Below are 20,724 nucleotides of genomic sequence, written 5' to 3'. Positions count from 1 at the left end.
GACTGGAGGCGTGGTCGGGGGCGGGTCGATGCGCACGTTGCTGCCGCCGCCTCCACCGCCACACGCCGACAGCGCAACCGCCAGCGCCGATGCCAGGACCGACCTTCCCATCGTCTTACGTTCCATCGTTTCCTTCCCATGAACGTTGGCCTGCCGCCATCCGGGCAGGCATCCAGTGCTGCCCAGCGGCAGTCTTCGCCGACCCTCTATACTGGGCCGACCCCCACGCAGTCTGCCGGGAAACGGCGCCGTATCCAATGCCCGTCGTCTCCTTTCCGAACATTGCTCACGCATCAACGAGATTGCCATGTCCAACATCGTCATCGCCGCCGCCAAGCGCACCGCCATCGGCTCCTTCCTCGGCCAGTTCAACGGCGTTCCCACGCCGACCCTCGGCGCGGCCGCCATCGCCGCCGCGCTGGAACAGTCGGGCGTTCCTGCCAGCGACGTCTCCGAAGTCCTGATGGGCTGCGTGCTGCCGGCCAATCTCGGCCAGGCCCCTGCACGCCAGGCAGCGATCGCCGCCGGTATTCCGCTGTCGGTCGGCGCCACCACCCTCAACAAGGTCTGCGGTTCGGGCATGAAGGCGATCATGCTCGGGCATGACCTGATCAAGGCCGGTTCGGCCAAGGTCGTGGTCGCCGGCGGCATGGAGTCGATGTCCAACGCACCGCACCTGCTGCCCAATTCGCGCACCGGCAACCGTTTCGGCAACTTCCAGGCGGTGGACCACATGGCCCACGACGGCCTGGTCAATGCCTATGACGGCAAGGCCATGGGCGAGTTCGCCGAATGCGCCGTGGACAAGTACCAGTTCACCCGCGAAGAGCAGGACGCCTACGCCATCGAATCGGTCAAGCGCGCACAGGCAGCCCAGGCCAGTGGCGCCTTCGCCGACGAGATCGTTGCGGTGAAGGTCGCCACCCGCAAGGGTGAAGTCGAGGTCGCCAGCGACGAACAGCCCGGCCGTTCGGACATTGCCAAGATCCCGACCCTGCGCCCGGCCTTCAAGAAGGACGGCAGCGTGACCGCCGCCAGTTCCTCCAGCATTTCCGACGGCGCTGCGGCCGTGGTCCTGCTGACCGAAGAAGATGCTGCCGCACGCGGCCTGCAGCCGCTGGCCCGCATCGTCGGCCATGCCACCCATTCGCAGGAGCCGGAGTGGTTCACCACCGCTCCGATCGGTGCCATCCACACCCTGCTGGAGAAGACCGGCTGGTCGCTGGACCAGGTCGATCTGTTCGAAGTCAACGAGGCCTTCGCCGTGGTGGCGATGGCACCGATGCGCGAACTGGGCATCGCGCACGACAAGCTCAACGTGAATGGCGGTGCCTGCGCGCTGGGCCATCCGATCGGCGCCTCCGGCGCACGCCTGGTGGTCACCCTGGTCAACGCATTGCGCACGCGCGGCGGCAAGCGCGGCATTGCCACCCTGTGCATCGGCGGCGGCGAAGCGACGGCTATCGCCATCGAGTTGATCTGAAAGGGTTTAACGTCTATTTCGCAAAAATGAATGCGGGATCGCTTGACACCCAATCTTGGCTTGTCATCATGTTGTCGGCGCGCAGCATGCGCGTTGCCTAATTCTAACGACGAGGATTTACACAATGAGCATCAACAAGCTGCTGGTCGCGATGTCCCTGGCTCTGGCCCTGGCCGCCTGCTCGAAGCAGGAAGCTGCCCAGGACGCCGCTGCTTCGGCCAACCAGGCCGCCACCGAAGCCCAGGCTGCCGCCGACCAGGCCGCCGCTGCTGGCGCCCAGACCGCCGACGCTGCCCAGCAGGCCGCTGACACCGCCGCCACCGCTGCTGACGCTTCGGTCGACGCCGCTGCCCAGGCTGCTGGCGCTGCCACCGACGCCGCTGCTGGCGAAGCCAAGGACGCCGCCAAGGCTGCCGAAGCTACCGCTGAGCAGGCCAAGGACGCTGCTGAAGAAGCCAAGAAGTAATAACTTCTTTCTTCAAGCTGTTCTGAAGAAGCCGCTGGTTCGCCAGCGGCTTTTTCTTTGCGCGCAGTTCCGTGCGCAGGTCACCACCAGGTCTTCACAACGGTATGAATAGGCTGGCGTCCCCATCCATTGCAGTACCGGAGACCGCCATGAAGATCCGTCCGCTGACCACTACCCTGCTGGCCGCCTCCCTGCTGCTCGCACTGGCTGCCTGCAAGGGCCCGGAAGCCGAACAGGCCAAGCAGGATGCCGCGCAGGCCGCCGACAGCGCCGGTGTCGCCGCACGCGATGCCGTCGACAAGGCCGCCGCCGCCACCCGCGACGCTGCCGACAAGACCGCCGCCGCTTCTGAACAGGCTGCTGCCGATACCCAGCAGGCACTGGACAGCGCCGCAGCCGCGACCGCCACCGCCGCCGACAAGGCCAAGGTCGCAGCCACCGATGCCGCCGCCCACGCCAGCGACGCCACCGCCGATGCCGCGCAGAAGGTTGCCGACAAGGCCCGCGATGTAGCCGAAGACGCCAAGGCCACTGCCGCCAAGGAAGAAGCCAAGCACTGAGGTCTTCGCGTTCGTCGGGCATGGCCCGGCGCTACCGGAAAAGCCGCGGCATCGCCGCGGCTTTTCTGCTTTTCGCTTCTTCTGTTGATTCCGCGCTGGGCGCGCACGGAAACCATCCAAGGCCGCGCGGGCGGGCTGCGCAGGGGGCGCAAGCGCCATGGGCCCGAGGCATGCCTCGGGCGGGCTGGGCAGGACGCCCAACCCCGGTCTTGCCGTGTGCGCAGGACAGCGCACAGGAGCAAGGCGCGCCCGAGCCTACAAGGACGTATTCACGGCGCCCCCTGCGCGACCTACCCGCGCGGCCCATCCATCAGCATCAGCGCCCACCACGAGGGGCTCCGCCGTTGGCCGCACCTACGGAAGCGCACGCGCCAGCATCGCCGCCACATCCAACCCCGCCGGCAGCGTGCCGAACGCCAACCCGTGCTCGCCATGCAGCCGGCTGCGGATGAACGCTTCGGCCATCGGACTGCGTGCACGCAGCAACAGCGCCGCCTGCAGCAGCAAGGCAGTGCGTTCGCAGAACACCCGTGCCTGTGACTCTTCCGGCGCCGCCGCATCGCGCCACTGCTGCAGTGCCGACGCATAACCCGCATCACGATCGGCCACCGCCTCCAGTTCACCGTGCAGTGCCGCCAGCACCTCCGGCTCCCGCGCCAGCGCGCGCAGCACATCCAGGCACTGGATGTTGCCGCTGCCTTCCCAGATCGAGTTCAACGGCGCCTGCCGGTACAGCCGCGGCAGCATCGATTCCTCCACGTAGCCGGCACCACCCAGGCATTCCTGCGCTTCGTTGACGAACGCAGGTGCGCGCTTGCATATCCAGTACTTGCCCAAGGCCGTACCCAGCCGCGCGAGCGCGGCCTCGGCCGGATCGCTGCCAGCGCGATCGACTGCGCGCGCGATGCGCATCGCCAGCACCGTGGCCGCTTCCGACTCCAGCGCGAGATCGGCCAGCACGTTGCCCATCAGCGGATGGTCCATCAGTGGCTTGCCGAAGGTACGTCGATGCCGCGCATGGTGCAGCGCCTGCGCCAGCGCCATGCGCATTTCCGCCGCAGCGCCGAGCATGCAGTCCAGCCGGGTCATCATCACCATGCCGATGATGGTGGTCACCCCGCGTCCCTCCTCGCCCACCCGCCAGGCCTGGGCGCCACAGAACTCCACTTCGCTGGATGCGTTGGCCCAGTCGCCCAGCTTGTCCTTCAAGCGCATCAGGCGGAATGCATTGCGATCACCGTCGGCCAGGCGCCGTGGCATCAGCAGGCAGGTCAATCCGGCCGGCGCCTGCGCCAGTACCAGGAAGCCATCGCACATGGGTGCGGAGAAAAACCATTTGTGGCCGATCAGCCGATAGCGCTCGCCGTCGATGGGTTCGGCGCGGGTGGTGTTGGCGCGCACATCCGAACCGCCCTGCTTCTCGGTCATGCCCATGCCCAGGGTAATGCCGGCCTTGTCGGCCACTGGCACATCGCGCGGGTCGTATACCGGTGCGGCAGCCTTGCGCGCCCACTCGGCCAGATGCGGCTGCCCGCGCAGCACGGCGACCGCTGCATGGGTCATGGTCAACGGGCAGCTGGTGCCGGCCTCGGCCTGGTGGTGCAGGTAGCTCAGCGCAGCGCGCGCGACATGCGCGCCGGGCTGTGGCTCGTGCCAGGACAGCCCGGCAACGCCATGCTCCTTGGCCGTCTGCATCAACTGGTGATACGCCGGGTGGAACTCCACGGTGTCGATACGATGGCCCTGCGCATCATGGGTGCGCAGGCGCGGGCGATCGCGGTTGGCGTCGAAGCCCAGCCGGTACAGCGCGTCGCCAGCCAACCCTCCGTACACCGCCAACCGCGGTGCGAATGCCGCCGCGCCCTCGCGCTGCACGGCCTCCATCAATGCGATGTCGTCGGTCCACAGCTGCCGGCCGGCGAACGGCGGTGGCTGGTTGAGCACCACATGGGTTTCGTAGGGAGCGCTGCTGTTGAAGCTCGGTCCACTCATCGGTTCCTTTCCCCGCCGGCAAGAGGTGTGCGGTCCGATTGTGCCGTATCGCCCGGCAACCCCGCGTTCAGGCCGATTCTCGCCACGTGCACGACCGGACCGCCACAGTGACGGCATGGCAGGCAACGACGATCTGGTAGTACTGCGGCCGGAAGGGCTGTACTGCGCGGCAGGCGATTTCCATATCGATCCCTGGCGGCCGGTACCGCGCGCGGTCATCACCCATGGCCATGGCGACCATGCCCGTCCGGGCATGGGCGAGTACCACTGCAGCACCGGCAGCGTGCCGATCCTGCGCTGGCGCCTGGGCGATGTGCCGCTGCACGCGCATGCCGAGGGCGTGCCGTTCGCGCTGGGCCGGGTGCAGGTATCGCTGCATCCGGCCGGCCACGTGCTCGGCTCGTCGCAGGTGCGCATCGACGATGGTGAGCAGGTCTGGGTGGCGTCGGGCGACTACAAGCGCCAGCCGGATCCGACCTGCACGCCATTCGAAGTGGTGCCCTGCGATACCTTCATCACCGAGGCGACCTTTGCGCTGCCGATCTACCGCTGGCCCGATACCCGTGCCGTGGCGGCCGAGATCGCCGCCTGGCGTCGTGAGTGCGCGCAGCGTGGGGAAGCGGCCGTACTGCTCTGCTATGCACTGGGCAAGGCACAACGCGTGCTTGCCGAGCTGCGCGCGGTGGATGACCAGCCTGCCTGGCTGCATGGTGCCATTGCCAACGGCGTGGCTGTCTATCGCCAGGCCGGTGTGCCCATGCTCGACACGCTCACCGTTGCCGAACAGGGGCGTCAGCCCGATGCGGCCGGCCAGCTGATCCTGGCCCCGCCTTCGGCCGCCGGCACGCCGTGGCTGCGCCGGTTCGGCCGTCACCAGCTCGGTTTCGCCTCGGGCTGGATGCAGTTGCGCGGCAACCGCCGCCGGCGCAACGTCGACCGTGGCTTTGTGATCTCCGACCACGCCGATTGGCCAGCGCTGCTGCAGACCATCACCCAGACCGGCGCGCAGCGGGTCATCGCCACCCACGGCAACACCGATGCGCTGATTCCCTACCTGCGCGAACGTGGCATTGCCGCCGAAGCGTTCCGCACCGATTTCGGAGCCGAGGAATGAAAGCCTTCGCCGCGCTGTACCAGCGGCTGGATCGCAGCACGGCGACGCTGGACAAGCGCGCGGCGTTGATCGATTACTTCCAGCACGCACGTCCGCACGATGCGGCGTGGGCGCTGTACCTGCTCAGCGGCGGCAAAGTGGGCGGCGCGCGGCGGAAGATCGCCGGCAGCGGCGAATTGCGGGCGTGGATCGCCGACGAATCCGGCCTGCCACCCTGGCTGGTCGAGGACAGCTACGCGCAGGTCGGCGACCTTGCTGAAACGCTTACCCTGCTGCTCGATGATCCGGCCACCGACGCCGAGGATCGGCCTCTGGCCGACTGGATCGAACACCACCTGCTTGCCGTTGCCAACCAGCCGGAGCCGGTGCGTCGTGCCGCCGTAGTCGACGGCTGGCGACAGCTGGCATCAGCCGAACGCCTGGTCTTCAACAAGCTGCTGACCGGCGCGCTGCGCGTTGGCGTATCGCAGCGCGTGGTGCAGCAGGCGTTGGCCGAGTGGTCCGGGCTGGATATCGCCCGTATCGCCCAGCGCATGCTCGGCGACTGGGTGCCCTCCCCCGGCCTGCTTACCACCTTGCTGTCTGCCGAAGAACTGCCGACCGATCGTCAGCAGCCCTACCCGTTCTTCCTCGCTTCGCCGCTGGAAGGCGAGCCTACCGAGCGGCTGGGCGACATCAGCCACTGGCTGCTGGAATGGAAGTGGGATGGCATCCGCCTGCAGTTGCTGCGGCGCCAGGGTGAGGTGGCGTTGTGGTCGCGCGGCGAAGAGCGGCTGGACGGTCGCTTCCCGGAGATCGAACAGGCTGCAGCATCGCTGCCCGATGGCTGCGTGCTCGATGGCGAGCTGCTGGCATGGGACGACGCCGACAATCTGCCGCGAGCATTCACCGCCCTGCAGACCCGCATCCAGCGCCGCAAACCCGGCGCCGCCACCCTGCGCAACACGCCGGTACGCGTGCTCGCCTACGATCTGCTTGAGCGCGACGGTGAGGACCTGCGTGCATTGCCGCTGCGGCAGCGGCGCGTGCAGTTGGCCGAGGTGGTCGGCGCGCTCGGCGATCCGCGCATCCAGCTCTCGCCCGAGGTAGACGCCGACGATTGGCAACATGCCTCGCAGCTGCGCGAAGCATCGCGCGAGCGTGGCGTGGAAGGGCTGATGCTCAAGCGTCGTGATTCGGTCTACCAGTCCGGTCGTCGCCGCGGCGACTGGTGGAAGTGGAAGGTCGAACCGCTCACGATCGATGCGGTGTTGCTGTACGCGCAGGCAGGCCATGGTCGGCGCAGCACGCTGTACACCGACTACACCTTCGGCGTCTGGGACGGCGACACACTGGTTCCAGTAGCCAAGGCCTATTCCGGTCTGGACGACAAGGAAATCCTCGCCCTCGACCGCTGGATCCGCGCGCACACGCGTGAACGCTTCGGCCCGGTGCGCAGCGTAAGTGCCGAACAGGTGTTCGAACTTGGTTTCGAAGCAGTCAACCGCAGCGCGCGCCACAAGTCCGGTATCGCCGTGCGCTTTCCCCGCATCCTGCGCTGGCGCCACGACAAGCCGGCTGCCGAAGCCGACCACCTGGCCCAGTTGCAGGCGCTGGCGCGATGAAGCGCAGCGATGCGCTGCAGCGCCTGCACGCATGGTTCGGCAGCCGCGGCTGGCGCCCCCTGCCCTTCCAGCGCGCGATGTGGCGTCATTACCTGGCGGGCGAATCGGGCCTGCTGCACACGCCCACCGGCAGCGGCAAGACCCTTGCCATGTTCGGTGGCCCCTTGCTGCAGGCGATGATCGACCCGCCCCCCGCACCGCGTCGCGCCAGCGCGGTACGCCCCTTGCAGGTGCTGTGGGTAACGCCACTGCGTGCGCTGGCCAGCGATACCGCACGTGCGCTGCAGGCACCGATCGACGGCCTTGGCCTGGGCTGGCGCGTGGGGCTGCGCAGCGGCGATGCCAGCAACCGCGACCGGCGCCTGGCCCGCGAAGGTCGCATCGACGTGCTGGTCACCACGCCGGAGTCGCTGGCGCTGCTGCTCAGCTATCCCGACACCCTTGAGCGCATGCGCCAACTGCGCTGCGTGGTGGTGGACGAATGGCACGAACTGCTGGGCAACAAGCGTGGCGTGCTGCTGCAGTTGAATCTGGCGCTGCTGCGTGATGCAGCGCCGGCGATGCAGCTGTGGGGGCTGTCGGCCACATTGGGCAACCTGCCACAGGCACGTGACGTACTGCTGCCACACCGTCCACAGGCAACGATCGTGGAAGGTGCACGGCAGCGGCCGGTGACGATCCGCAGCCTGCTGCCCGAACCCGGCGAACGCTTTCCATGGGCCGGGCATCTTGGCCTTTCCCAGCTTCCGCGCGTGCTCGACGCGCTGTTCCGTGCACGCAGCAGCCTGCTTTTCACCAATACCCGTGCGCAGGCGGAACTGTGGCACCAGGCCCTCGCAGCCGTGTGGCCGGAAGATGCCGGCACGCTCGCCCTGCACCATGGCTCGTTGGACCCTGCGCTGCGACAACAGGTTGAAGACGGACTGCGCGCGGGCACGTTGCGGTGCGTGGTGGCCACCTCCAGCCTGGATCTGGGCGTGGACTTTCCGGAAGTGGACCAGGTGCTGCAGCTGGGCAGCCCGAAGGGCGTGGCGCGCCTGCGCCAGCGCGCCGGGCGTGCGCGCCATCGGCCCGGTGCCAGCGGCGAAGTACTGTGTGTTCCCAGCCATGCGCTGGAACTGGCCGAGTACGCGGCGGCCCGGCACGCGTTGCATGACGGGGTGATCGAAGCGCGACGTCCTCCCACCTTGTCGCTGGACGTATTGGCCCAGCACGCCGTCAGCCGCGCGCTGGCGGGCGGCTTCAACGCCGATGCACTGCTGGAACAGGTCCGGGGCACGCATGCCTTCGCCGCGCTGGAGGACGCACAGTGGAATGCGGTGATCGATTTCATCGTGCAGGGCGGACGTGCACTGTCCCGCTACCCGGAGTTCCACAAGGTGGTACGCGATGCCGACGGCATGTACCGCATGCCCGATCGCCGCCAGGCGCTGCGCCATCGGCTGTCGATCGGCACCATCAGCAGCGACGGCAGCGTGCGCGTGCAGTTCCTGCGTGGCGGCAGCCTGGGCGCGGTGGAAGAGCAGTTCGCCAGCCGCCTGCGCCGCGGCGACCGTTTCCAGTTTGCAGGGCGGCTGCTGGAGCTGGTGCAGCTGCGCGACATGACCGCGTTCGTGCGCGTGGCGCGCGGTGGTGGTGATGGCGTGGTACCGCGCTGGCAGGGCGGTCAGCTGCCACTGTCGATGCCCTTGGGCCGCGAACTGGAGAAGGTGCTGTCAGGCGCCGACCACAGCGCGGAGTCGCGGTGGCTGGCGCCGCTGCTGGCACTGCAGTCGCAGCTGTCTGCGTCACCATCGCCCGACCACCTGCTGGTGGAAGACGTGCGCCGACGCGAAGGCCAGTTCCTGTTCGTCTATCCCTTTGCCGGCCGCCATGTGCATGAAGCGCTGGCTGCGCTGCTGGCCCTGCGCTGCACCCGTCGGCAACGCAACAGCATCGGCTATGCAGTGAACGACCATGGCCTGGTGCTCGCGCCAGCCTCGCCGGTGGAACTGCAGGAACCAGACTGGCGCGCGATGCTGGACGCTGGCGACCTGCTGCAGGACTTGCGCGAAGCGGTGAACCTGGGCGAACTGGCGCGCCGCCAGTTCCGCGGCATCGCGCGCGTGGCGGGCCTGCTGGTACCCAGCCTGCCGGGCGGCATGCCGCGCTCGCTGCGCCAGCTGCAGGCCTCCGCCGGACTGCTGCATGACGTGCTGCGCGAGCACGACCCGGAGCATCTGCTGCTGGCATTGGCCGAGCAGGAAGTACTGCACGACAGCCTCGACCTGCCCGGGTTGCAGCAGGTGCTGGCACGCATCGCCACACGTTCGTTGTCCCTGCAGCGGCCCTCATCACTGACCCCGCTGGCATTTCCCTTGTGGGCCGAACGCCTGCGCGGGCAGTTCAGCAATGAAGACTGGCGCACACGCGTGCAGCGTGCCGCGCAGCAGCTGGAGCGCCGCCATGGCCGCTGATCTTCCGCTGCAGCTGGGAGGTGAGTCGATGCTTCTGCTCGGCGGCCGGGCGCTGCTGTGGCCGGCGCAGCGCGCGTTGTTGATCGCCGACCTGCACCTGGGCAAGGCGGACGTGTTCCGGCGTGCGGGAATCGCCCTGCCGTCGGGCGGCACCGGCAATGACCTGCAGCGCCTGCAGGACCTGTTGGCCACGCACCAGTGCCGACAACTGTGGATCCTCGGCGACGTCCTGCACGGCCCGGCGCATCGCGCGGCCTGGTATCAGCAATGGCTCGGTTGGCGCGAACATCACGCCGCGCTGGAAATCCACGTGGTGCGCGGCAATCACGACCGGGATCTGCCGAAGGCGGCGCTGCAGGTGCAGATGCATGAGGACGCGCGATGGGGACCGTTCCTGCTGCGGCACGAGCCGCTGGCCGATGCCTCCGCGCACGTGCTGGCGGGCCATGTGCATCCGCAGGTTGCGTTGCCGGCATTGCGTCGGCGCTTCCCCGCGTTCTGGCTGCGTCAGGGCGTGACCATCCTGCCGGCATTCTCGGCATTCACCGCCGGTGTGGTGCCTGTGCTCGCGCCGGGCGAACAGCTGCTCGCCTGTGTGGAAGACAGCGTAGTGCCGCTACCGGTTCGCTGACGCGTCGAGACCTGCGCGGGATTACGACGGGCGGGCGGCGATTCCGTGCATCAGGCTGAAATCCTGCGGCGCCTCGTCGGCATGGCGCGGCAGTGCCTGTATCGCCATCAGCATTTCCTGCGCGCAGGCGCGGATATGGCCGTGGCTTTCCGGTGATGCGTGGCTGATCAGACTGCCGACATGAAACTCGAACACATCTTCCAGTACGTCGGGCTGGTCCTCGTGCAGCATCCGCAGCAGACCGCGCAGCTTGCAGATTTCCGATTCCAGCTTCTCGACCGCGAACAACATGGCATCCTCCTGGTGCATCGTGCGGCGCATCCGGGCCGCAGCAGGCAACGACGGCGGCGCCACCCGGGCCACGCGATGATCGATCACGAAAAGGAAAGCGGGCGACGCGGCTGCCGCGTGCTCATCTCTTGTCGCACATACGGGGTGAGGCAATCGTTAAGTGCCGTAACGAAAGGATTCACGCGGTGGCCGGCATTTCCATGCCCTGTAGCGGCAGGGGCGCAGCGGCAAGCGCCTGGATGAATGCAGGATCGAGCGGCAACGCGCCCAGCCATCCGTGCTGGGTGCCGCTGAGCACGCGCAGCATGTGCCCACGCCCGCCAGGCAGTCGTCCCATCGGTCCCAACAGCACATCGCGCGCCTTCGCCCACGCATCGCGATCGGACTGGAACAGCGGCGTCAGCCAGCGGCTCCAGCGTTGATAGACCGCCACATGCGCACGTCGTTGCGCCTGGTAGGCCTGCAATGCCGGCTCACCACCACCGTGGGTGCGCAAGGCGTCGCGCAGTGCCAGTGCATCCAGCAGCGCCATGTTCACGCCCTGTCCCAGCTGTGGGCTCATCGCATGTGCTGCATCGCCTGCCAGCACCAGCCGCCCCTGATGCCAACGCTTCATCACGGCATCGCGGTACACCGCGCGCGCCAATTGACCGGCGTCGCGCAGATGGGCGAAGCGCGCGCCCGCCTGTGGCCACAGCGCATGCAGTTCTTCCAGCCAGGGCGCCATGCCGTCGCCCTGCCAGCGGTCGAAGTCCGCACGCGGCAGGCTCCAGAAAAAGCTAAGGCGAGGCGTGTCGTCACCGGGTCGGGTGCCCACCGGCAGCAGGCCAATCATCTTGCGCGCGGCGACGTAGCGCTGCCGCAGCTGCTGCATGTGTGGCCAGTCTTCGGCCGGCAACAGGCACCACAGCGCGCCCCACGGGTACACCCGGTCCAGCGCCGCGCCATCGTCGACGGCGTTGCGCAGCGTGGAGGCGGCGCCGTCGGCGGCAACCACCAGATCGAACGGTCCGTGCGTGCGACCGTCGCTGTCGCGCAGCCGCCCCTGCTGGTGATCGACCTCGACAATGGTCGTGCCCACGTGCAGCTCGCCAGCGCCTTCACGCGCCTGGTCCAGCACCGAGAACAACGCCCCGCGCTGCATGCCCATGCCGTGCAGGCGCGCATCCAGACCGTCATAGCCCATGTCCATCACCGCACGCCCGCACGGCGTATCGCCATACAGCCGTCGCACCGGCATGGCGTAGCCACGCACGGCCTCGAGCAGGCCCATCTGCCACAGCACCTGCAGTCCACTGGGTTGCAGCAGGAATCCCGCACCCACCGGCCCGGGGGTCGGCACGCGTTCGAAGATCTCCACCTCGTGGCCGTCACGGGTGAGCAGGATGGCCAATGCCTGGCCAGCGGTGCCGTATCCAATCACGGCGATGCGCAGTCGTTCCGTCATGCCCGCATTGTGCCATCGGCGCAGGGGCGGTACATCAGCTGCCCCCTCTTCCGAGCAGATGTGCATCGGGCTCCGCCACCACTGCCGGCTCTCCTGCGAATGTCCCCCGGCAGCCTCTGCGCGGCTGCCTCGTCCTTTACTTCGCAGGAGAGCCGGCAGTGGTGGCGGCGCTCAGCTTTCATGGCCTCTGTTGGCGCGCCCGCCGCAGGAGCATCTTCACGGCCAGCAAAAAAAACCCCGCCGAAGCGGGGTTTTCAACGCACTATCGAGTGGATCACTCGGCCGGAACGATGTTCGAGGCCTGGGCGCCCTTCGGGCCCTGGGTCACGTCGTAGGTGACCTTCTGGCCTTCCTGCAGACTGCGGAAGCCCTTGGAGTTGATCGCGGAGAAGTGCGCGAAGACGTCGGCGCTGCCGTCCTCCGGCGAGATGAAGCCAAATCCCTTGGCGTCGTTGAACCACTTGACGGTACCGTTCGGCATGGTGATGCGTGACCTTATGCAATGAATGGGTGGTGTACGCTGAACCCGCGCACAAGCTGAGTATGCAAAGCTTGTTACGCGAAGACAATCACCCCCGCGCCAATTCGCCGACCAGTTCCGGAAGTCCGTTGCTGGCGGCCTGCACATTGGCGAGCACTTCGGCCATGGTGATCTCCTCACCATCACCGCACCCGGCGGCCCAGTTGGCAACGATCGCCAGGCAGGCGTAATCCAGCCCCAGCTCACGCGCCAGCGCCGCTTCGGGCATGCCGGTCATGCCGACCAGATCGCAGCCATCGCGGCGCATGCGCGCGATCTCGGCGATGGTTTCCAGCCGCGGGCCCTGGGTCGCGCCATAGCAGCCGCCATCGTGGACCTTCACGCCGGTCACCTTCGCCGCCGCCAGGATCTTGCTGCGCAGCATCGGCGTATACGGATGGCCGAAGTCGACGTGCACCACGTCGGTGCCCTCTTCTTCGCAGATCGTGCTGATGCGGCCCCAGGTGTAATCGATTACCTGATCCGGGCAGGCCAGCACGCGCGGCCCGAAATCGTCACCGATGCCACCGACCGTGTTCAGCGCCAGCACCCGCTGCGCGCCGATCTGCTGCAGCGCGGCCAGGTTGGCCCGGTAGTTGATCTTGTGCGGCGGCAGCGAATGGCCTTCACCGTGGCGCGCCAGGAAGGCCACGCGATGACCGAGCAATGTCCCGACCCGCACCGGGCCGGACGGCTTGCCGAAGCGGGTGTCGACCTCGTGGGTCTGCACGTCGTCAAGCTTGGCCAGGTTGTAGACACCGGTACCGCCAATCACGGCCAGGGCGATCTGTTGCATGGAAAGCACTCCAGAGAAAAAAGAACGCCGGCACCCGAGGATGCCGGCGGCAGGAAACGCAGGCCGCAGGCGGCCGCGTTGTTATTCCTTCATCGCGTAGATGGCCGGCACGCAGCGCAGGGTTTCGTTGACGTCCATGCCGAAACCGAACACGTAGCGATCCGGAAGCTCGATGCCGGCATAGTCGGCGGTGACGTCCGGCAGCGCGCGATCGTGCTTCTTCACGGTCATCGCGGCAATGCGCACGTCGGTCGCGCCCTGCTCCAGGCACCAGGTACGCACGCCCTGCAGGGTGTAACCCTCGTCGAGGATGTCATCGACCAGCAGCACGCGGCGACCGAACAGCGCCGTGGCCGGCTTGTGCTTCCACACCAGGTCGCCGCCGGTGGTCTCACCGCGGTAACGGGTGGCGTGCAGGTAATCGAACTGCACGTCCTGGCCACGGGCCCCCAGCTCCAGTGCCAGCTGGCCGGCGAACGGCAGCGCACCGTGCATGATCGACAGGAACAGCGGCACCTCGCCCTGGTAGTCGCGCGCAATGGCGTCGGCGATGCCGGCAATGGCCTTGTCGATGGTGGGGCGGTCGACCAGCAGGTCGGCTTGGGCCAGGGCCTGGGAAATGGTGAGGTTCGGCATCAGACGGTTCTTCCAAGGGTTTGCAGCAGACGGGATTGGGTGTCGCCATGGCGGGCATCGGCCAGCAGGCCATCCCAGCCAAGCGCGCCGCGGCCGAGCAGGCCCAGCAGCGCAGCGGTATTGAGGGAGCGTCCCTGCACCGCGTGCAGGGCTTCATCGACCAGCTCCGGGTGGCAGACCAGCACCACATCGCAGCCGGCATCCAGGTGTGCGTGCACGCGTGCCGGCACGCCACCGGCGCTGTGCGAGGCGGCCATGCCGATGTCATCGGAGAACACCACACCGCGGAAGCCGAGCTCGCCACGCAGGATCTGCTGGATCCAGCGCGGCGAGTAACCAGCGGGTTTCGGTGCGACCTGCGGGTAGATCACGTGCGCCATCATCACCGCATCGGCGCCGGCGGCGATACCGGCCGTGAACGGGACCAGATCCTGTGCGCGCAGTTCATCCAGCCCACGCGGATCGATCGCGGTATCCACGTGGGTGTCTTCCAGCACGGTGCCATGGCCGGGGAAATGCTTGAGGGTGGCGGCCATGCCGACCGCATGCATGCCGCGCACATAGGCAGCGGTGAACGCGGCCACCACCTGCGGATCTTCACTGAAGGCACGATTGCCGATGGCGCGATTGCCACGGCCGAGGTCGACCACCGGGGCGAAGCTCAGGTCCACGCCGCTGGCACGGACCTCACTGGCCATCAGCCAGGCGTGCTGCTCGGCCAATGCCAGCGCAGCGTCGGGATCCCTGGCGTACTGGGCACCGATGTCCTGCAGCGGCGGCAGTTCGCTGAAGCCCTCGCGGAAGCGCTGCACGCGACCGCCTTCCTGGTCCACGCAGATCAACTGCGGACGCGGTGCGGCAGCGCGGATCGCCGCCGACAGTTCGGTCACCTGCTGCCGCGAAGCGAAGTTGCGCTTGAACAGCACCACCCCGGCCACAGCATCGTGCTGCAGCCACTCGCGTTCCTGGGCGGTCAGTTCAGTACCGGCAACGCCGATCAGCAGCATGGTCGATCTCCACAACGGGCGCCCGCATGGCGCAGTGCCGCATTGTCGCAGAACCGGCCAACAGGCGCAGTGGTCAAAAAGGGGGACGGAGGGGAACAAGGCGCAATCAACCCCTCAGTGCCGGATGCGACTTGATCCCCTCCGTCCCCTTTTGCGGGTCGGTCAGACCTTGCAGCCGTCCGCGCCGCAGGCGTCGTCGCCGCCGTCCGGGGCACCCTCCGCGCCCTGCCCCGCCGCCTGCTCGGCGGCGATCTGGCGCAGCGCGTTGGCGAAGGCCTCCGGGGGCTGGGCCCCGGAAACCGCCCAGCGGCCCTCGATGACGAAGGTGGGCACCGAGGAGATACCCAGTGCGTGGGCCTGAGCCAGGCCCGCTTCCACTTCGGCCAGGCCACGATCGCCGGCCAGCATCTGCTGGATCTCGTCTGCGGCAAGGCCACCGGCGGCGCCGGCCTCGACCAGCACCGCCGGGTCGGCCAGATTCTGTCCATGCTCGAAATGGGCGCGGAACAGCGCCTCACCGACGGCCTCCTGCACGCCGTGTTGGCCAGCCAGCCACAGCAGGCGATGCGCCGGCAGCGTGGTTACCCGCACCTGGCCCTGGCTGAAGTCCATCGGCAGGCCCTCGGCCCGCGCAGTGGTCTGGGTCTGGCCCAGAATCTGCTCGGTGCGCTCGGCACCGCCGAACTTGCGTACATAGGCCTCGCGCAGCGGCACCGGGGTGGCGTCCGCATCCGGGTCAAGCTGGAACGGCTGCCAGTGGATCTCGAGTTCGGGCGCATCGGCGCCCAGCAACTGCACGCCCTGCTGGAAGCGATGCTTGCCGATCCAGCACCAGGGACAGACCACGTCGGAGTAGATGTCGATTCTCATCCGCCCGACATGGGGGCCGATACCCTGGAAAAAAGGGGACGGTGGGGCTCACCACTGTGAATAGGGGCGGCTGGCCAGAGCGACGTTGTAGTAGCGGGCGTCGTCGGTCACTTCGGCGCCGATCCAGTCCGGCAGGTCGATGGCCTGGTCGGCGCTGTCCAGCTCGACCTCGGCGACCACCAGGCCGGCGTTGTCACCGAGGAACTCGTCCACTTCCCAGGTCAGGCCGGCGTACTCGACCAGATGCCGGCGCTTGTCGATCAGGCCGCCGACGCACAGCGCCAGCAGGTCGCGCGCATCCTGCACCGGAATCGGGTAGTCGAATTCCTGCCGGGTATGGCCCAGGGTGCGCGACTTCAGGTTCAGCGCGGCCTTGTCGCCTTCGATACGGACCCGCACCGAGGCATTCTGGGTGCCGCGGTCGAGCGCGCCCAGATCGTTGATGTAGCCCTGCGCCATCGGGATGACCCGGTGCGCGGCGGTGCGCCACCCATCATGGGTGACGAGGAATTTGCGTTCGATTTCGATGCCCATGGGCACAGTATGCGGCTCACGCCAGACGCTGCCTATCGGCGCGGCGACGGGCACGACTACACTGCGCGGCCCCCAACCACGGAATGGTCGCTCATGACGCTTTCCCATCGCCTTCGTCGCGGTCTTGCCCTGTCGGCGCTGCTGCCGTGCGCCGTTGCCAGCGCCGGATCGGCGGCCGTACCTTCGCTGCAGCAGGCACAGGCTGCGATGGACCGGATGTTCGATCAGGCCGTTGCCGATCGCCCCGCCAGTGGCAGCAGCCGCCTGGTTGCCGAGACCTTCCGGCCCCGTCTGCAGACCCTGGACAGCTGTGCGCCCGCCGAGGCCGGCGACGCCGTCGATTGCATCGCCACCGCCAGCGCAGGCATCAACTCGCGACCGCAGCTGCTGCGGCTGGCCTTGGTGGACGGCGTGTGGACACTGCCTGACCAGCGCAATGTGCCCGTACCGGCGCCGCCCCGGGAAAGGGTGCAGGCGCTGTTGCGCGAACGGATCGCCGGGCAGGCGCAGCAGCAGGCCGACCCTGCCCTGCGCGCACGCTTCGAACAGGCTGCCAGCACCCTGCAGGTTCAGGAAGTGAGGAACTGCGAGGTCGGCAGCGACAGGGCCGCCATCGAATGCACCGTGCGCGCAGGCGACGGCAGCGAGCACGGCGAGCAGTCCATGGCCTTCGTGCGCGTGGACGGCCAGTGGCAGAACGCCCCGGCCGACTGACCGCATTGCCTGCCTGCAAGCGGCAAGGCAGGCGCCGGGCAGCCCCCGGCGCTGCAGGCATCAGCGCTTTTCGAACACCGCGATGCTTTCCACGTGCGCGGTATGCGGGAACATGTCCATCGCACCGGCGCTGACCAGGGTGAAGCCCTGTTCGTTGACCAGGTAGCCGGCATCGCGGGCCAGCGAGCCCGGATGGCAGCTGACATAGACGATGCGCTTGAACTGCTTCAACGGCAGCTGCTGCAGCACTTCGATGGCGCCCGAACGCGGCGGATCCAGCAGCAGCTTGTCAAAGCCCTGCCGCATCCACGCCGTGCTGCGCTGGTCCTGGGTGAGGTCGGCGCTGTAGAACTGCGCGTTGGCCAGCCCGTTGCGCTCAGCGTTCTCACGCGCACGCGCCACCAGCCCGGCATCGCCTTCCACGCCCACCACTTCGCGCACCTTGCGCGCCAGCGGCAGGGTGAAGTTGCCCAGGCCACAGAACAGGTCCAGCACGCGCTCGTCGGCACCCGGTTCAAGCAGGTCCAGCGCGTGGGCGATCATCTTCTCGTTGAGCTTGGCATTGACCTGGATGAAATCCAGCGGACGGAACGCCAGTTCGACATCCCACGGCGCCAGCCGGAACGAAAGCGCCACGCCCTGTCCGTCCAGCGGCTGCACGGTATCCACGCCGCCCGACTGCAGGTAGATGACAAAACCATGCTGCTGGCCGAAGGCCGCCCAGGCAGCGCGATCACCATCGCTCAGCGGCTGCAGGTGGCGCACGGTCAGCACCACGGCCTGGTCACCGGCGATGAATTCGATCTGCGGAATGTCGCGCTTGCCATCCAGGGATTCGATGAAGGTCGACAGCACCTCCACCTTGGTGCCGATTTCCGGGATCACGGTCAGGCACTGCTGCAGGTCCGCGACGAAGCGCGGGTCCTGCTCGCGGAAGCCGACCAGGGTCTTGTCCTTTTTCTCGACCCGGCGCACCGAGAACCGGCCCTTGCGGCGGTAGCCCCAGCTGTCACCCACCAGCGGCGGCAGCACGGTGCCCGGCTTCACATGGCCGATGCGCTCCAGGTTGTCCATCAGCACGCGCTGCTTGGCCACGATCTGCTGGTCTTCGTCCAGGTGCTGCAGCACGCAGCCGGCGCAGGTGCCGAAATGCGGGCACTTGGGCGTCACCCGCTGCGGCGATGCCTGCAGCACTTCCACCGTGCGCGCCTCATCGAAGTGGCGGCTGCGGGCGGTCTGTTCGGCCACCACCACTTCGCCCGGCAGGGCGCCACTGATGAAGGTGACCTTGCCGCCCTCGCCTTCACGGCGGGCAACACCGCGACCATCATGGCTGAGGTCGAGGATCTCGGTCTGGAAGGGAGTACGGTCGATGCGGGAGCGGGATCGGGCCACGTGGCAACAGGCTGCGGGCAAAAGTGGGGCCGTATTGTCGCAGATCCTGACTGGCCGGGCCGCTGGCCGCTTGCGCCCGCCGCCGCCGTGCTTGATGATTGACCCCAGCTGACATGGAGGCAGCCCTGATGCAGATGACCCCGCGGGCCAGTCGACCCCGCTTCCTGCTTGTCGAGGACGACATCATCAGCCGTGGTTTTTTCAAAGCGGCGTTGGAAACGTTACCAGCGGATGTGGACACCGCCGACTCACTGGCCAGCGCCCTGGCGCGCGCCGAGCCCGGTGCCCACGATCTGTGGCTGATCGACGTCAACCTGCCGGATGGCAACGGTGCCCAGCTGTTGCACCAGCTGCGCCGCTCGCATCCGGACACCCCGGCGCTGGCGCATACCGCCGACGGCGACGCTGCCATTCACGCCCGCCTGCGCGAGGCCGGTTTCAGCGACACCCTGGTCAAGCCGCTGGGCCGTGACCAACTGCTGAAGGCGGTGCGTCGTGCGCTGGTCAACAGCCCCGCCGGTTCCACGGTTCCGCCGGCGGCGGTCGAGCTGGCCCTGGAGGACTGGGACGAAACCGCCGCCTTGGCCGCGCTCAATGGCCAACGCAACCACCTGATCGCCCTGCGCGAGCTGTTCCTGGCCGAACTGCCGGGCGTGCGCGATGCGGTCGAACAGGCGGTGGACCAGAATGACGAGCGCCAGCTGCGCAGCCAGCTGCACCGGTTGCAGGCCAGCTGCGGGTTCGTGGGTGCAGCGCGACTGGCACGTGCGGTACGGCAGCTGCATCACACGCCCGAATCGGGGCAGGCACAGGCGGGGTTCCGCGCGGCGGTGGCCGCCCTGCTGCACTGAGGATTGGTCGGCAGGGCTGCGCCCTGCACCCGCCGAAGCTGACGTCAAATTCAACGTCAAAAGCGGGCATCCCGTGGGATGGCGGGGCGGTGTCGGAGTGCGGGGACGCCGTGAANCCGTCCNTGGNNGCTTGGCAGCCGCATCCATGCGGCTGACACCCCGGAGTGCGGGGACGCCGTGAANCCGTCCATGGGAGCTTGGCAGCCGCATCCATGCGGCTGACACCCCGCACTCCGACACCGCCCCGCCTCTGACAGATTTCCGCGACCTGGTAGATCCACGCCATGCGTGGATGAATCTCCATCGAAATCGAATATTCCGATATTGGATCGAAGATCATCCACGCATGGCGTGGATCTACGTGTCGACCAAGGTCGACACCTACCAGAGCCGGAAGCCGCTCCGACAACTCGCGGACAATTGTCGAAGGCGGGGTGGGTCCGGTGGCAGGGGCGTGAGCCGCATGGATGCGGCGACCGAGCCTACAGGGACGTATTTACGGCGTCCCCTGCCACCGGACCCACCCTGCCTACCCACGGATAGCCAGCTTTTGCCGTTGACGTTGACGTTGACGTTGACGTTGATTCGGCAGGTGCAGGGCTGCAAGCCCTGCCGAACACCCCTCAACGCCGGGGTGTCAGCTGCTCCAGCATCTCCCACGACTTCAACCCGCGCGCGCCCAGATGATGGGCCAGCACCCGCCGCATCGGCAGGCGCAGGCTGGCCAGATCGGCGGCTTCCGGTTCGTCGTCGGCTGCCAGGGCCAGCAGTGCCGAACCGGTAGCCGCCGCGCGACGCTCGCCGCCGCGCTCGCTGAGCAGGCGCTGCGGTCCTTCCTGCGGGTCCAGTTCATAGCGTGCGGCCGGGTCGATCGGTTGGCCATCGCTGGCGGTCTCCAGATCGAAACCCACGCCCAGCGCCGCCAGCAGCTCACGTTCGAAACGACGCAGCGTCCAGGCCAGTCCGGCCCCCACGGCCAGGCGCGCACGCGCTTCACCAAAGGCCAGATACAACTCCGGCAGCGGGTCCTGGCGCGGTGCCAGGCGCAGGGTCAACTCGCTGAGATAGAACCCGGCCAGCATGGTCTGGCCGAGCAGGCGCGGCGCCACATCCAGCGCTTCAGCACCGCGCAGCTGGGCCAGTTCGCCACGCTGCAGCGCGCTGAAGCGGATCCACTGCAGTGGCTGCAGGGCCGCTCGCAGCACCTGGCCCTTGGCCGTGGAAACACCACGCGCGAGCAGGCCGATCCGGCCGTGCTCGGCGCTCAATACCTCGACCAGCAGGCTGGTCTCGCGATAGGCCCGCGCATGCAGCACGAAGCCGGTGTCGTCCTCGATCAGCATCGAAGCGACCGTCG

General features: G+C 67.9%; 20 protein-coding genes. 9 read left to right on the top strand and 11 right to left on the bottom strand.

The genetic code is table 11. From position 1 onward, the window contains the following. Positions 1–307 precede the first annotated feature (307 nt). From TEP_RS04955 to TEP_RS04945, 3 genes are all read left to right on the top strand, one after another. Complete coding sequence (locus TEP_RS04955; RefSeq protein WP_132824484.1) at positions 308–1,483, top strand: thiolase family protein; 1,176 nt, start codon at positions 308–310, stop codon at positions 1,481–1,483. 124 nt (positions 1,484–1,607) lie between these two features. Further along, entirely contained in the window at positions 1,608–1,949 is a 342-nt protein-coding gene (locus TEP_RS04950) for a hypothetical protein (RefSeq protein ID WP_025879170.1), read from the top strand. A 149-nt stretch (positions 1,950–2,098) separates the two neighbouring features. Beyond that, positions 2,099–2,509 (top strand): hypothetical protein, encoded by a 411-nt coding sequence (locus tag TEP_RS04945; protein WP_132824483.1) that lies wholly within the window; start codon positions 2,099–2,101, stop codon positions 2,507–2,509. 354 nt (positions 2,510–2,863) lie between these two features. On the opposite strand, the gene TEP_RS04940 is transcribed toward TEP_RS04945, so the two are convergent. Continuing rightward, positions 2,864–4,501 (bottom strand): acyl-CoA dehydrogenase family protein, encoded by a 1,638-nt coding sequence (locus TEP_RS04940; protein ID WP_132824482.1) that lies wholly within the window; start codon positions 4,499–4,501, stop codon positions 2,864–2,866. A gap of 115 nt (positions 4,502–4,616) precedes the next feature. Between TEP_RS04940 and TEP_RS04935 the strand changes: the two genes are divergently transcribed. Genes TEP_RS04935 through pdeM form a run of 4 tightly spaced genes read left to right on the top strand, consistent with a single transcriptional unit; the run spans position 4,617 to position 10,306 of the window. Then, positions 4,617–5,615, top strand: coding sequence for a ligase-associated DNA damage response exonuclease (locus TEP_RS04935; protein ID WP_132824481.1), 999 nt, complete (start codon positions 4,617–4,619; stop codon positions 5,613–5,615). Beyond that, on the top strand, positions 5,612–7,219 hold the full coding sequence (locus TEP_RS04930; protein ID WP_132824480.1) for an ATP-dependent DNA ligase: 1,608 nt from the start codon (positions 5,612–5,614) through the stop codon (positions 7,217–7,219). The genes TEP_RS04935 and TEP_RS04930 overlap by 4 nt, the downstream gene beginning before the upstream one ends. Next, positions 7,216–9,675, top strand: coding sequence for a ligase-associated DNA damage response DEXH box helicase (locus tag TEP_RS04925; RefSeq protein WP_132824479.1), 2,460 nt, complete (start codon positions 7,216–7,218; stop codon positions 9,673–9,675). Before TEP_RS04930 ends, TEP_RS04925 begins: the two co-directional genes overlap by 4 nt. Continuing rightward, on the top strand, positions 9,665–10,306 hold the full coding sequence (gene pdeM, locus TEP_RS04920; RefSeq protein WP_132824478.1) for a ligase-associated DNA damage response endonuclease PdeM: 642 nt from the start codon (positions 9,665–9,667) through the stop codon (positions 10,304–10,306). Before TEP_RS04925 ends, pdeM begins: the two co-directional genes overlap by 11 nt. Positions 10,307–10,327: 21 nt before the next feature. Here pdeM and TEP_RS04915 read toward each other — a convergent pair whose 3' ends face one another. The 8 genes from TEP_RS04915 to TEP_RS04880 form a co-directional block, all read right to left on the bottom strand. Next, positions 10,328–10,597, bottom strand: a complete 270-nt coding sequence (locus TEP_RS04915; protein WP_105165039.1) for a hypothetical protein — start codon at positions 10,595–10,597, stop codon at positions 10,328–10,330. Positions 10,598–10,775: 178 nt separating this feature from the next. Beyond that, positions 10,776–12,044 carry an NAD(P)/FAD-dependent oxidoreductase gene (locus tag TEP_RS04910; protein ID WP_132824477.1) on the bottom strand — a complete coding sequence of 423 codons (1,269 nt, stop codon included), beginning with the start codon at positions 12,042–12,044 and terminating at the stop codon, positions 10,776–10,778. Between the two features lie 274 nt (positions 12,045–12,318). Beyond that, the gene (locus TEP_RS04905) at positions 12,319–12,525 is read right to left on the bottom strand and encodes a cold-shock protein (protein WP_019183439.1); all 207 of its coding nucleotides are present in this window, start codon (positions 12,523–12,525) and stop codon (positions 12,319–12,321) included. 88 nt (positions 12,526–12,613) lie between these two features. Further along, positions 12,614–13,360 carry an S-methyl-5'-thioinosine phosphorylase gene (locus TEP_RS04900; protein WP_025879179.1) on the bottom strand — a complete coding sequence of 249 codons (747 nt, stop codon included), beginning with the start codon at positions 13,358–13,360 and terminating at the stop codon, positions 12,614–12,616. An 81-nt stretch (positions 13,361–13,441) separates the two neighbouring features. Continuing rightward, on the bottom strand, positions 13,442–13,996 hold the full coding sequence (locus tag TEP_RS04895; protein WP_025879180.1) for a hypoxanthine-guanine phosphoribosyltransferase: 555 nt from the start codon (positions 13,994–13,996) through the stop codon (positions 13,442–13,444). Further along, positions 13,996–15,003, bottom strand: a complete 1,008-nt coding sequence (gene nagZ / locus TEP_RS04890; RefSeq protein ID WP_132824476.1) for a beta-N-acetylhexosaminidase — start codon at positions 15,001–15,003, stop codon at positions 13,996–13,998. Before nagZ ends, TEP_RS04895 begins: the two co-directional genes overlap by 1 nt. A 162-nt stretch (positions 15,004–15,165) precedes the next feature. Continuing rightward, entirely contained in the window at positions 15,166–15,873 is a 708-nt protein-coding gene (locus TEP_RS04885) for a DsbA family oxidoreductase (protein WP_132824475.1), read from the bottom strand. 48 nt (positions 15,874–15,921) lie between these two features. After that, positions 15,922–16,407 carry a CYTH domain-containing protein gene (locus tag TEP_RS04880; protein ID WP_088101523.1) on the bottom strand — a complete coding sequence of 162 codons (486 nt, stop codon included), beginning with the start codon at positions 16,405–16,407 and terminating at the stop codon, positions 15,922–15,924. 93 nt (positions 16,408–16,500) lie between these two features. Here TEP_RS04880 and TEP_RS04875 point away from each other — a divergent pair, with 93 nt between their 5' ends. Next, positions 16,501–17,121, top strand: coding sequence for a hypothetical protein (locus tag TEP_RS04875; protein ID WP_132824474.1), 621 nt, complete (start codon positions 16,501–16,503; stop codon positions 17,119–17,121). A 60-nt stretch (positions 17,122–17,181) separates the two neighbouring features. Here TEP_RS04875 and rlmD read toward each other — a convergent pair whose 3' ends face one another. Next, positions 17,182–18,516, bottom strand: coding sequence for a 23S rRNA (uracil(1939)-C(5))-methyltransferase RlmD (gene rlmD / locus TEP_RS04870; RefSeq protein WP_132824473.1), 1,335 nt, complete (start codon positions 18,514–18,516; stop codon positions 17,182–17,184). Positions 18,517–18,644: 128 nt separating this feature from the next. Here rlmD and TEP_RS04865 point away from each other — a divergent pair, with 128 nt between their 5' ends. Then, on the top strand, positions 18,645–19,367 hold the full coding sequence (locus TEP_RS04865) for a response regulator (RefSeq protein WP_132824472.1): 723 nt from the start codon (positions 18,645–18,647) through the stop codon (positions 19,365–19,367). A 623-nt stretch (positions 19,368–19,990) separates the two neighbouring features. On the opposite strand, the gene recO is transcribed toward TEP_RS04865, so the two are convergent. Continuing rightward, on the bottom strand, positions 19,991–20,710 hold the full coding sequence (gene recO / locus TEP_RS04860; RefSeq protein ID WP_132824471.1) for a DNA repair protein RecO: 720 nt from the start codon (positions 20,708–20,710) through the stop codon (positions 19,991–19,993). Positions 20,711–20,724 lie beyond the last annotated feature (14 nt).

Source organism: Stenotrophomonas sp. TEPEL, assembly GCF_004348785.1.
Classification (GTDB): domain Bacteria; phylum Pseudomonadota; class Gammaproteobacteria; order Xanthomonadales; family Xanthomonadaceae; genus Stenotrophomonas; species Stenotrophomonas indicatrix.
The sequence above is the reverse complement of the archived record's forward strand: the minus strand, read 5'-3'. Positions and strand labels throughout refer to the sequence as shown.

Coding starts and splice junctions, on each gene's coding strand:
- TEP_RS04955 (WP_132824484.1), top strand. CDS start 308: ATGTCCAACATCGTCATCGCCGCCGCCAAGCGCACCGCCATCGGCTCC.
- TEP_RS04950 (WP_025879170.1), top strand. CDS start 1,608: ATGAGCATCAACAAGCTGCTGGTCGCGATGTCCCTGGCTCTGGCCCTG.
- TEP_RS04945 (WP_132824483.1), top strand. CDS start 2,099: ATGAAGATCCGTCCGCTGACCACTACCCTGCTGGCCGCCTCCCTGCTG.
- TEP_RS04940 (WP_132824482.1), bottom strand. CDS start 4,501: ATGAGTGGACCGAGCTTCAACAGCAGCGCTCCCTACGAAACCCATGTG.
- TEP_RS04935 (WP_132824481.1), top strand. CDS start 4,617: ATGGCAGGCAACGACGATCTGGTAGTACTGCGGCCGGAAGGGCTGTAC.
- TEP_RS04930 (WP_132824480.1), top strand. CDS start 5,612: ATGAAAGCCTTCGCCGCGCTGTACCAGCGGCTGGATCGCAGCACGGCG.
- TEP_RS04925 (WP_132824479.1), top strand. CDS start 7,216: ATGAAGCGCAGCGATGCGCTGCAGCGCCTGCACGCATGGTTCGGCAGC.
- pdeM (WP_132824478.1), top strand. CDS start 9,665: ATGGCCGCTGATCTTCCGCTGCAGCTGGGAGGTGAGTCGATGCTTCTG.
- TEP_RS04915 (WP_105165039.1), bottom strand. CDS start 10,597: ATGTTGTTCGCGGTCGAGAAGCTGGAATCGGAAATCTGCAAGCTGCGC.
- TEP_RS04910 (WP_132824477.1), bottom strand. CDS start 12,044: ATGACGGAACGACTGCGCATCGCCGTGATTGGATACGGCACCGCTGGC.
- TEP_RS04905 (WP_019183439.1), bottom strand. CDS start 12,525: ATGCCGAACGGTACCGTCAAGTGGTTCAACGACGCCAAGGGATTTGGC.
- TEP_RS04900 (WP_025879179.1), bottom strand. CDS start 13,360: ATGCAACAGATCGCCCTGGCCGTGATTGGCGGTACCGGTGTCTACAAC.
- TEP_RS04895 (WP_025879180.1), bottom strand. CDS start 13,996: ATGCCGAACCTCACCATTTCCCAGGCCCTGGCCCAAGCCGACCTGCTG.
- nagZ (WP_132824476.1), bottom strand. CDS start 15,003: ATGCTGCTGATCGGCGTTGCCGGTACTGAACTGACCGCCCAGGAACGC.
- TEP_RS04885 (WP_132824475.1), bottom strand. CDS start 15,873: ATGAGAATCGACATCTACTCCGACGTGGTCTGTCCCTGGTGCTGGATC.
- TEP_RS04880 (WP_088101523.1), bottom strand. CDS start 16,407: ATGGGCATCGAAATCGAACGCAAATTCCTCGTCACCCATGATGGGTGG.
- TEP_RS04875 (WP_132824474.1), top strand. CDS start 16,501: ATGACGCTTTCCCATCGCCTTCGTCGCGGTCTTGCCCTGTCGGCGCTG.
- TEP_RS04865 (WP_132824472.1), top strand. CDS start 18,645: ATGCAGATGACCCCGCGGGCCAGTCGACCCCGCTTCCTGCTTGTCGAG.
- recO (WP_132824471.1), bottom strand. CDS start 20,710: ATGCTGATCGAGGACGACACCGGCTTCGTGCTGCATGCGCGGGCCTAT.